Origin of the sequence: Streptomyces sp. NPDC102283, assembly GCF_044766265.1 — a bacterium.
Classification (GTDB): domain Bacteria; phylum Actinomycetota; class Actinomycetes; order Streptomycetales; family Streptomycetaceae; genus Streptomyces.
Window position 1 is genome coordinate 455,913 of the sequence record NZ_JBIWLQ010000004.1, and the last position, 10,602, is coordinate 466,514.

Annotated in this window: 12 protein-coding genes; 4 read left to right on the plus strand and 8 right to left on the minus strand. The window is 73.1% G+C overall.

Features of this window, described 5'->3' with window-relative positions; genetic code table 11:
- Positions 1-88: 88 nt before the first annotated feature.
- On the minus strand, positions 89-931 hold the full coding sequence (locus ACIRJT_RS11325) for a transferase (RefSeq protein WP_403907432.1): 843 nt from the start codon (positions 929-931) through the stop codon (positions 89-91).
- The gene (locus ACIRJT_RS11330) at positions 928-2,211 is read right to left on the minus strand and encodes a glycosyltransferase family 4 protein (protein WP_403907434.1); all 1,284 of its coding nucleotides are present in this window, start codon (positions 2,209-2,211) and stop codon (positions 928-930) included. Before ACIRJT_RS11330 ends, ACIRJT_RS11325 begins: the two co-directional genes overlap by 4 nt.
- Positions 2,212-2,766: 555 nt before the next feature.
- Between ACIRJT_RS11330 and ACIRJT_RS11335 the strand changes: the two genes are divergently transcribed.
- Together ACIRJT_RS11335 and ACIRJT_RS11340 are read left to right on the plus strand one after the other, a co-directional pair.
- Positions 2,767-3,549: a hypothetical protein gene (locus ACIRJT_RS11335; RefSeq protein ID WP_371622681.1), complete on the plus strand. Its 783-nt coding sequence runs from the start codon at positions 2,767-2,769 to the stop codon at positions 3,547-3,549.
- A gap of 137 nt (positions 3,550-3,686) precedes the next feature.
- Complete coding sequence (locus ACIRJT_RS11340; protein WP_403907436.1) at positions 3,687-4,040, plus strand: hypothetical protein; 354 nt, start codon at positions 3,687-3,689, stop codon at positions 4,038-4,040.
- Positions 4,041-4,137: 97 nt separating this feature from the next.
- On the opposite strand, the gene der is transcribed toward ACIRJT_RS11340, so the two are convergent.
- From der to aroH, 5 genes are all read right to left on the minus strand, one after another.
- Entirely contained in the window at positions 4,138-5,607 is a 1,470-nt protein-coding gene (gene der, locus ACIRJT_RS11345; protein WP_403907438.1) for a ribosome biogenesis GTPase Der, read from the minus strand.
- Between the two features lie 68 nt (positions 5,608-5,675).
- A complete protein-coding gene (locus ACIRJT_RS11350; protein ID WP_403907440.1) occupies positions 5,676-6,332 on the minus strand; it encodes a lysophospholipid acyltransferase family protein in 657 nt (218 codons plus the stop codon).
- Positions 6,329-7,024, minus strand: coding sequence for a (d)CMP kinase (gene cmk, locus ACIRJT_RS11355; RefSeq protein ID WP_032790830.1), 696 nt, complete (start codon positions 7,022-7,024; stop codon positions 6,329-6,331). Before cmk ends, ACIRJT_RS11350 begins: the two co-directional genes overlap by 4 nt.
- Positions 7,025-7,170: 146 nt before the next feature.
- Positions 7,171-8,256, minus strand: coding sequence for a prephenate dehydrogenase (locus ACIRJT_RS11360; RefSeq protein ID WP_403907443.1), 1,086 nt, complete (start codon positions 8,254-8,256; stop codon positions 7,171-7,173).
- A complete protein-coding gene (gene aroH, locus ACIRJT_RS11365) occupies positions 8,253-8,615 on the minus strand; it encodes a chorismate mutase (RefSeq protein WP_403907445.1) in 363 nt (120 codons plus the stop codon). Before aroH ends, ACIRJT_RS11360 begins: the two co-directional genes overlap by 4 nt.
- 317 nt (positions 8,616-8,932) lie before the next feature.
- Between aroH and ACIRJT_RS11370 the strand changes: the two genes are divergently transcribed.
- Together ACIRJT_RS11370 and ACIRJT_RS11375 are read left to right on the plus strand one after the other, a co-directional pair.
- Complete coding sequence (locus ACIRJT_RS11370; RefSeq protein ID WP_403907447.1) at positions 8,933-9,358, plus strand: Rieske (2Fe-2S) protein; 426 nt, start codon at positions 8,933-8,935, stop codon at positions 9,356-9,358.
- A 55-nt stretch (positions 9,359-9,413) separates the two neighbouring features.
- Positions 9,414-10,157, plus strand: a complete 744-nt coding sequence (locus tag ACIRJT_RS11375; RefSeq protein ID WP_403907449.1) for a DNA polymerase beta superfamily protein — start codon at positions 9,414-9,416, stop codon at positions 10,155-10,157.
- Here the strand turns inward: ACIRJT_RS11375 and ACIRJT_RS11380 are convergent.
- On the minus strand, positions 10,123-10,566 hold the full coding sequence (locus tag ACIRJT_RS11380) for an SRPBCC family protein (protein ID WP_403907523.1): 444 nt from the start codon (positions 10,564-10,566) through the stop codon (positions 10,123-10,125). The two genes, ACIRJT_RS11375 and ACIRJT_RS11380, sit on opposite strands and share 35 nt — an antisense overlap.
- Positions 10,567-10,602 lie beyond the last annotated feature (36 nt).

The window sequence follows — 10,602 nt, forward strand, 5'->3', positions numbered from 1 at the left end:
CCGCAATCCGCTCGGTCCCTCAGCCCATCGGTCCCTCGGTCCGCGATTCCTCCGTCCGCGGCCCCTTCCCCCAGCGGTCTCCCTTCCCTCAGCTGTGCGCCGGTCCGGGCTCCAGCCGGAGGCAGAGGTCGTTGTCGGCGGTGTAGCAGGGGGTGGCGAGCACCCCGGGGGCCGCCGCGCGGGCCGGGTAGACGAAGGACTTGTCGCGGGACCAGACGTCGTCGAGGATGCGCGAGATCCTGATCCCGGCCGCGCCCTCCGCCGGGACCAGCCACAGCTGCCAGAGCTGTGCCTCGCGCACCGGCCCCCCGGCCGGCGGGCCGTAGGGCAGGGTGAAGGCGAAGCCGCCGGACGGCCCGTCAGGGGCGAGCGGGAAGCTGTGCGACCCGGCCGGGCCGCCCGGCGGCCGGGCCTCCACGAGGGCCCCCTCCCCCGCGGCGACGCCGTACAGCACGCCCTCGACCGTCATGCCGTCCGGGCCGACGACGACGGTTCCCGCCTCGGCGTGCGGGGCGCGGACCCAGCAGCGCAGGGCGAGCCGGCCGTCGGCGGTCGGGTAGGGCACCCGGGCGCTGACGCTCGCGGCTCCGGTGTCCGGGCTGCGGTCGACGAGGGCCCGCAGGTCCCGCAGCCCCGGCTCCACGGTCCGGACGGCCTGGGATCCCGGCTCCTCGACATAGGCGTCCCAGCGCCCCTCGGACAGCCCGGTGGAGGCCGGGAGGACCGCCCGCAGCCGCCCGGGGCCGGACTCGCCGAGCGGGATCCGCACCGTACCGCCGGGCCTGCGGCCGGCCGCGCCCCGGCGCCGCAGGAGCAGCACGGACGCGGGCGCGGGGGCGGGTGAGGAAGCCGGGACGGTCAGGTCGAAGGTGAGTGTCCCGGCCGGGTCGGCGGCGCAGTCGGCCCGTACGGTGGCTATGGCGGGGGTCATGCGGCCCTTCCCTTGCGGAGCGCGTCGGCGGCCTTGTAGCGCAGGGCGTAGGCCCCGTCGAGGACACTGCCGCGGGTGCGGTGCAGCGCGGTGCGCAGGGCACCGTGCCCATGCCCCTGGGCGCCGCGGGCGACGAGTTCGGTGAACAGGCTCTCGTGGCGCTCGGCGATCCGCGCCGGGTCGAAGCGGGCCGAGGCGCTCAGCGCGGCCACGCCCATCCGGTGGCGCAATCCGTCGTCCTCGATCAGCTGGAGCAGCGCGGCGGCGATCGCGTCCGGGTCGCCGACCGGCACCAGCCGCCCGTCGACGCCGTCCTCGACGATCTCGGCCGGTCCGTGCGGGCAGTCGGTGGCGACGACCGGCAGACCGCCGCGCATCGCCTCGACGATCGTCATGCCGAAGGACTCGCGGTCCGAAGTGACGGCGGCGATCGACCCCTTGGGCCACTCGGCCTCCATCGGGTTGGCCGAGCCCATCAGGAACACATGGTTGTGCAGGTCGAGTTCGTCGACGAGGGTGCGCAGGGAGGCCTGTTCGTCACCGGTCGCGTCGCCGCCGCCGTAGATGCGCAGCCGCCAGTCCGGGCGGGCGGCGGACACCTGGGCGAAGGCCCGCACCAGGAGGTCGTAGCGCTTGACCCGGTGCAGCCGGCCCGCCGCGACGACCCACTTCAGGTCGCCGCTCGCGGGCGGACAGGCAGGCTGGGGAACGGCGTTGGGGATGGTCTCGATCCGTACGCCGGGCAGCTTCAGCCGGCTTCGGTAGTCGTCCGCGTCGGCACGGGTGACGGTGGTGAGCGCGTCGAGCAGCGCGTACCGGTGGGCGATCTCGCGGCGCAGCCGGTAGCCGTGGCTGTCGAGCGTCAGGTGCTCCTGCCCCACGCGTACCGGTCCGCGGCGGGTCCCCCGGCTGAGGTGCACGTTGAGACCGGGGCGGGTGCCGACGACGACGTCCGCCTCGACCGCCTGGAGATGGGCGGCGATGCGGGCGTCGGTGAGCCTGCTGTACTGCTTGTGCCGGCTGTCCCCGCGCGGGAACACCGCGGCGGGCCGGGCGTGTTCGGGGTCGTCACCGTCGTACGTCGCGCTCTTCTTCCGCAGGTCGACGAGGTGGCGCAGCGTCACGCCATCGGGTGCGCCGAGAGCGGGGGCGTCACGGTGCCGGAAGACGGACACGATCTCGACGTCGTGCTGCTCGGCGAGCGTACGGGCGAGCGTGAACGTCGTCCGGATGGTTCCTCCGATTCCGTAGGCATTGTGCAGAAGAAAAGAAATATGCATGGTGTCGCTGTTTCCCCCTGTCGGCCCGACCTTGTCAAGTCTGTAGTTCCCGGCGAATTTCTGCCCGAAATGAACCGGGAAATCCCGGAGCATCCGCGACATCCCGCACGGTAGCCCCGCTCCTCCCTCGAACCGCTGTTGACCTGCGGGTTCCGGAGGCGTTCAATCCGGATAGCCGCAGGCCCCGGAAGTAACGGGATCGCGCGTGCGGACCACCGGTGCGACGACCCGGACGGTTAACCCACCACCCGTTCGCCAAGGCTTTACTCCGAGCTTGACGTAGATAAATGCCGGGAGGTTGCCTGCGCCCCGGCAAAAACTTCCCCGACGGAACGCGAGGGCCCCGGGCCGACGGGCCGGGGCCCGTGCGCCGAGCGGCCGGAACCGTGCGCCGACCCCTCGGAAGGCCCTACGTCGACTGCTCGACGTACCGATGTGTCGACCTGTGCCGCACTTCTGTGCGCCCCGGTGCGTGACCCCGGCCGCGGATCCCGCGTTGTCTCTTCATGGAGCCCGGGAACCACCCGGCCCACGCACCGAGTTCGAGGAGTCCCCGTGCCGCGCATGCTCGACGTCAGCCAGGACGTACGCGCCGAGATCGGCGACGACGAAGCCGACCGGCTGCTCGTCGGCGACAACGCCCCGGGCAGTTACGACTGCACCTCCTGCCGCACCCCCGGCGACTCCGACCAGGAACGCACCAGCACGGTGCTGTTCATCGGCGACGAGACCGCCGTCCTCGCCTTCGCCCACGCGACGTGCATCCCCTCGCAGGTCGTCAAGGTCGCGGAGGACCAGCTCCAGGGCGCGGTGCGCAGCATCACCGGAAGCGAGCAGAAGGATACGGAGGGGCGCATGCCCGAACAGGCCGTCCTCGGCATCACCAGCGGACTCGTCCTCATCGAGGACGATCTGCGCCCGGCCCTGGTCGTCGAACCGACCGGCCCGGTCGCCCGGCCCGGCACCGACGGCAGCGGGGGCGACGAATTTCTCCAGCTGCTGCTGGAGCAGGGATTCCGCCCCGCCCCCGACATGAACCGGCTGCCGGAGGTCCTCGCGGGCTGGTCCGTGCTGCTGGCGGTGGGCCAGCTGCACGCCGTGCTGCAGCCGAGCGCCGGAGGCGGCAACCCGGTCGCCTGGTGGCAGGCCCACCAGCCGCTCCAGGTGACCGACGGCTGGCGGGCCGCGGCCAACAAGTCGCAGACGGTCCTCGTCTTCGCCGCCCCGGCCGGCACCATCGGCCAGCAGCCGCGCGAGGACCTGCTCCGGGACGCCCTGGAGAAGGCCGCGGTCAACGGGCTGCTGGTCGCCGCGTCGATGCCGCTGGCCGGGACCTGATCGTGTCCGGCCGGCTCGGACGCCCCCGCCGAACAGCGTTTTCTCCGGCGGAGCCGCATCCGACGGGCAGTGAGGTCGTTGGCACCTACGTGCACTCATACGACTCCTCCCGCCAGCATCAGAGTCAGATCCCTGCCATGCGTCCCTCGCAGGATCCGTCGGGGGGCGTGTCCCCCACCCCGATCTACGACGCGCTGTACTCCGAGTACCGGCGCTCGTTCCGGGCGTTGCCGGGCGACCGGAGCGGCGAGGAGAATCTCGGTTTCCCGGCCTTCGGCGCCGGTCTCTTCGCCTCCAGGACCGCGTTGAGCGGTCACCCCGCCCCCTCCGGGCACGGCGGTGGGCACGGCGGCGGCGTTGGGCACAACGGCCAGAGCGGGAGCGGCGGGCAGAGCCCGCACACCGGGGGCCTCGGCTCCTGGCAGCGGGTGGGGCGGCATGCGGGGCGGGCCCGGCCCGCGGCGCTGCCGCCGGGTTCACCGGACTCCTGAGGCCCTGCTCCGCAGGCCGCGCGACGAAGCCCCGGGCCGCTCCGGCGAGAGCGGTCCGGGGCTTCGTCGTGCGCTGGTGCTGCTGGTCGCGCTGGTGCTACTTGTTGCGGCCGCGCTTCTCGCGGACCCGGACGGAGATGTGGATCGGGGTGCCCTCGAAGCCGAACTCCTCGCGCAGGCGGCGCTCCACGAAGCGGCGGTAGCCGTGCTCCAGGAAGCCGGAGGCGAAGAGCACGAAGCGCGGGGGCTTGGTGCCCGCCTGGGTGCCGAAGAGGATGCGCGGCTGCTTGCCGCCGCGGATCGGGTGCGGGTGGGAGGCCACGATCTCACCGAGGAAGGCGTTCAGCCGGCCGGTGGGAACACGGGTCTCCCAGCCCTCGATCGCGGTCTCGATCGCCGGGACCAGCTTCTCCATGTGCCGACCGGTGAGGGCCGAGACGTTGACGCGCGGGGCCCAGGCGATCTGCGCGAGCTCCGTCTCGATCTCGCGCTCCAGGTAGTAGCGGCGCTCCTCGTCGAGGGTGTCCCACTTGTTGAAGGCGACGACGAGGGCGCGCCCGGCCTCCACGGCCATGGTGATGATCCGCTGGTCCTGGACGCTGATGGACTCGCTGGAGTCGATCAGGACGACGGCGACCTCGGCCTTCTCCACGGCGGCGGCCGTACGCAGCGAGGCGTAGTAGTCCGCGCCCTCCTGGAGGTGGACGCGGCGGCGGATGCCGGCCGTGTCGATGAACTTCCAGGTGATGCCGCCGAGCTTGATCAGCTCGTCGACCGGGTCGCGGGTGGTGCCGGCCTGCTCGTTGACGACGACCCGGTCCTCGCCCGCGACCTTGTTCAGCAGGGAGGACTTGCCGACGTTCGGGCGGCCGATCAGGGCGATGCGGCGGGGGCCGCCGAGGGCGGTGCCGAACTTCTGGGCCGGGGCGTCGGGCAAGGCCTCCAGGACCGCGTCCAGCATGTCGCCGGTGCCGCGGCCGTGCAGCGAGGAGACCGGGTAGGGCTCGCCGAGGCCCAGCGACCACAGGGCGCTGGCGTCCGCCTCGCCGCTCTGTCCGTCGACCTTGTTGGCGCAGAGGACGACGGGCTTGCCGGCCCGGCGCAGCAGCTTGACGACGGCCTCGTCGGTGTCGGTGGCGCCGACGGTCGAGTCGACGACGAAGACGACCGCGTCGGCCGTCTCGATGGCGTACTCGGCCTGGGCGGCGACGGAGGCGTCGAGGCCCAGCACGTCCTGCTCCCAGCCGCCGGTGTCGACGACCTTGAAGCGGCGTCCGGCCCATTCGGCCTCGTAGCTGACGCGGTCGCGGGTGACGCCGGGCTTGTCCTGCACGACGGCCTCGCGGCGGCCGATGATCCTGTTCACCAGGGTCGACTTGCCGACATTGGGGCGGCCGACGACCGCGAGCACGGGGAGCGGGCCGTGACCGGCCTCGTCGAGGGCGCCCTCGACGTCCTCGGGATCGAAGCCCTCCTGCGCGGCGAGCTCCATGAACTCCGCGAACTCGGCATCGCCAAGTGCTCCGTGCTCGTGGCCCGAGCCGTCGGAGTGAATCTGGTCGTTCATGAAGTCCGTTCCTCTTTGCATCATCATCGATGGACCGCGATCAGCGCGGTCCACTACTCAAGTCTCGCCTATCGCCCGGTGAGGCGCTTGGCGCTTTCCAGGTGGGCGGTCAGCTTCGCCTGGATCCGCAGGGTCGCCTCGTCCAGCGCCCTGCGCGTCCGCCGCCCGTCGCCCGCGCTCGCGTCGAACGCGTCGCCGAAGACGACGTCGACCCGGCTGCGCAGCGGGGGCAGCCCCCGTATCAACCGTCCGGGCCGCTCGGTGCTTCCCAGGACGGCAACGGGGACGATCGGAGCCCCGCCCCGTACCGCGAAATAGGCGAGTCCGGCCCGCAGCGAGGCGAAGTCTCCTTCGCCCCGGGTGCCCTCGGGGAAGATCCCGAGGACGCCGCCGTCCTCCAGCACGCCGAGCGCGTGGGTGATGGCGGTGCGGTCGACGACCCGGCGGTCCACCTCGATCTGGCCGATTCCGTGCAGGAACGGGTCGAGGGGGCCGACGAACGCCTCCTTCTTGATCAGGAAGTGCACCGGCCGGGGCGCGGTGCCCATCAGCATCGGTCCGTCGATGTTGTGGGAGTGGTTCACCGCGAGTATGACGGGTCCGGCGGCGGGCACGCGCCACGCGCCGAGGACCCTGGGCTTCCACAGCCCGTACATCAGGCCGATGCCGATGGACCGCCCGACGGCCGCTCCGCGCAGCGTGGGCGCGCCTGTGGCATCGCTCACGCGGCGACCCGCTTCCCCTCGACGAGGGTGACGACGCACTCGATGACCTGCTGGAGGGTCAGCTCGGTGGTGTCCACCTCGACGGCGTCGTCCGCCTTGGCGAGCGGCGAGGTCTTGCGGCCGGAGTCGGCGGCGTCCCGCTTGATCAGGGCCTCGCGGGTGGCGGTCAGGTCGGAGCCCTTGACCTCGCCGCTGCGGCGGGCGGCGCGGGCCTCCGGGGAGGCGGTGAGGAAGATCTTGAGGTCGGCGTCGGGCAGCACGGTGGTGCCGATGTCCCGGCCCTCGACGACGATGCCGCCGGTCGCCGCCGCGGCGATGGAGCGCTGGAGCTCGGTGATGAGCGTGCGCACCTCGGGGACGGCGCTGACGGCGCTGACCTTGGAGGTGACCTCCTGGGTGCGGATCGGGCCGGAGGCGTCCTCGCCGTCGACGGTGATCGTCGGGGCGGCGGGGTCGGTGCCGGAGACGATGACCGGCTTGGCGGCGGCGGTCGCGATCTCGGCCGGGTCGCCGACGTCGATGCCGTTGTTCAGCATCCACCAGGTGATGGCCCGGTACTGCGCGCCCGTGTCCAGGTAGCTCAGGCCGAGCTTGGCGGCGACGGCCTTGGACGTGCTCGACTTGCCGGTGCCCGAGGGCCCGTCGATGGCGACGATCACGGAGGAGCGTGCGGTTTCCACGGTGGTGGACACCTTCCTGGTACACGGTGCGGGGACGGACGGGCCTCGGAGACGGCCTCGTACCAGGTTACCGAGTACCGGGCGGGCCCTTGTACCCCGTACGGGGGAGGCGGGCCACCCGGGCGGGGAAGGCGCCGCCCCGCCGTGCGGGACCGGGCTCAGCCGCGGATCGACCAGCCGCGTTCCCGGAGGGCCGCGCCGAGGACCGGGGCGGCGCTGGGCTCGACCATGATCTGGACGAGGCCCGCCTGCTGGCCGGTGGCGTGCTCGATGCGGACGTCCTCGATGTTGACCCCGGCCCGGCCGGCGTCGGCGAAGATCGCGGCCAGCTCGCCCGGCTTGTCGCCGATGAGGACGGCCACGGTCTCGTAGGCGGCGGGGGCCGCGCCGTGCTTGCCGGGGACCCGGACGCGGCCGGCGTTGCCGCGGCGCAGGACGTCCTCGATGGCTTCGGTGCCGGCGCGCCGCTTCTCCTCGTCGGCGGAGTGCAGGCCGCGCAGCGCGGTCACGGTCTCCTCCAGGTCGGCGGCGACCCCGGCGAGGACGTCGGCGACCGGGCCGGGGTTGGCGGAGAGGATCTCCACCCACATCCGGGGGTCGGACGCGGCGATCCGGGTGACGTCGCGGATGCCCTGACCGCACAGCCGTACGGCGGTCTCGTCGGCCTCCTCCAGCCGGGCGGCGACCATCGAGGAGATCAGCTGCGGGGTGTGCGAGACGAGGGCCACGGCCCGGTCGTGGGCGTCCGCGTCCATGACGACGGGGACGGCCCGGCACAGGGCGACCAGCTCCAGCGCCAGGTTGAGCACCTCGGTGTCGGTGTCCCGGGTCGGGGTGAGGACCCAGGGGCGGCCCTCGAAGAGGTCGGCGGTCGCGGCGAGCGGGCCGGAGCGTTCCTTGCCGGCCATCGGATGCGTACCGATGTACGGGGCGAGGTCGAGGCCGAGCGCCTCCAGCTCGCGGCGCGGGCCGCCCTTGACGCTGGCGACGTCCAGGTAGCCGCGGGCCACCCCGTCGCGCATGGCCCCGGCCAGGACGGCGGCGGTGTGCGCGGGCGGCACGGCGACGATCGCCAGGTCGACGCGGCCCTGGGACGCATCGTCCGTGCCGGCGCCGAGCGCGGCGGCGGTGCGGGCGGAGGCGGGGTCGTGGTCGACGAGGTGCACGTGGACGCCGCGGCCGGCCAGGGCGAGGGCGGCGGAGGTGCCGACGAGCCCGGTTCCGATGACGAGGGCGGTTCTCACTGGGCGATGTCCTTGCGCAGAGCGGCGGTGGCGCCGAGGTAGACGTGGCTGATCTCGGCGCGCGAGAGATAGGTCTCGACATGCACGAGGATACGGACGACCCGGGGCATGGCCCCGTCGATGTCCAGCTCCTGTGCGCAGATCAGGGGGACGTCGACGATACCGAGGCCGCGCGCGGCGGCGGCGGGGAAGTCGCTGTGCAGGTCGGGGGTGGCGGTGAACCAGATGCTGATCAGGTCGTCGGCGACGAGCTCGTTGCGGTCCAGTACGGCCGTCAGCAGCTCACCGACCCGCAGGCCCATGTGCCCGGCCTCGTCCTGGTCCAGCTGGACAGCGCCCCGGACCGCTCGTACCGCCACGTCGCACTCCTCGTTCTGCGTTCTGCGTTCTGCGCTGATCGTCCGCGCCTCCGGGCCGGCGCCCTCGGCGCCGCCCTTCGCCCACCTCAGCCTAGATCGGCCGCGGCGGACCCGGTCGCGGTGTTCCCTCCGTGAGACGGCCGGTCACGTGCGTGGGGCGCTCCGGAGCGCGGGCCGTCAGGGCGGGGGGCAGGGCCGTCGGTGGCCTCTGTCGACACCCGGGCGGGCGCACGGTCCGCCCGGTTGCTTCGCCCGGGGGCCCTCCGCCGCCACGATGGCCGGTACCCACCACACCAGGCCCTACCGAAGGAGAGCCCATGAACGCACGGCGAAGGACGGTGCTGGCCGCGGGTGCGGCGGGCGCCGCCTCCCTGGCCACCGGCTGCGGATCGTCCGGCGGGGACGGCGACGGGGACGCGAGCTCCACGCCGACAGCGTCCGACGGCGCTTCGGGTGGGGCGGAGCTGGCCAGGGCCGCGGACGTCCCGGTCGGCGGTGGCATCGTCCTCACGGAGCGGAAAGTGGTGGTGACCCAGCCCGAGGAGGGCGATTTCAGGGCGTTCTCCGCCGTCTGCACCCATGCGAGCTGCCTCGTCTCGACGGTGAGCGACGGCACGATCGACTGCCCCTGCCACGGCAGCAAGTACAGCATCACGGACGCGGCGGTCGAGGCCGGCCCGGCGACCCGGCCGCTGCCCGCGGAGCGGATCACCGTCTCGGGGGGCGCGATCCGGCTGGCCTGAGAGCGGGCCGGAATCTCCGAGGCGCGGCGGCCACCGCGCACGTACGCTCGCGGGCATGATCACCGCCGCCGACGAAGCACTCGTACGCGACCACACGGTCTACGCCTGTGTGATGGGCTCGCGCGCGTTCGGGCTGGCCACGGAGGACAGCGATACCGACCGGCGCGGGGTGTTCCTCGCGCCCACCCCGCTGTTCTGGCGCTTCGAGAAGCCGCCGACGCATGTGGAGGGCCCCGCGCCGGAGCAGTTCTCCTGGGAGCTGGAACGCTTCTGCGAGCTGGCGCTGCGGGCCAACCCGAACGTGCTGGAGTGCCTGCACTCCCCGCTGGTGGAGTCCGTGGACGAGACGGGCCGCGAGCTGCTGGCGTTGCGCGGGGCGTTCCTGTCACGGCTCGCGCACGACACGTTCGTCCGGTACGCGCTGGGTCAGCGGAGGAAGCTGGAGGCCGACGTACGGGTCCATGGCGCGCCGCGCTGGAAGCACGCCATGCACCTGCTGCGGCTGCTGGCGAGCTGCCGGGACCTGCTGCGCACGGGTGAGCTGCGCATCGACGTCGGCGAGGCCCGTGAGGAACTGCTGGCGGTGCGGCGGGGCGAGGTGTCCTGGCCGGAGGTGGAGCGCCGGATGAACCGCCTCGGCGAGGAGAACACCGAGGCGGCGGTCCGCTCCCCGCTGCCGCCGGAACCCGACCGGGCCGCCGTGGAGGGCCTCCTCGTCCGCGCCCGGCGGGCCTCGGCCGATCGCGCTGCGGGCCGGTCCGCGCTCACACCGTACGAGGACCGCCCGACGCGGCCGTGAGCTCGGCGAGCTTCTGGAACTCGCCCAGGTCGTAGTTGGCCAGGGCGGAGTCGAGGTTGGTCAGCGCGCCCAGGTGCTCGATGAATCCCTGGGGGTCGTACTCGACCTGCAGGGCGACGCGGCTCGACGTGTCGTCGAGCCGGTGGAAGGTGACCACCCCGGCGTGGTGGACGCCCTCGGTGGTCTTCCAGGCGATGCGGTCCTCGGGGACCACCTCGGTCAGCTCCGCGACGAACCGCTTCTCCGCGCCGGGCAGCGAGAGCTGCCAGGCGAAGCGCCGCTCGTCGATCGGATCGACGCGCTGGACGTGGCTCAGGAACCTGGGCCACTGGGTGACATCGCTCCACAGGGACCAGGTGACGGCCACGGGAGCCTTGATGTCGATGGTCTCGACGAGTGAGGAGGACACGGATACCACCAGGCCTTCGTACGGGAGCAGGTCCGC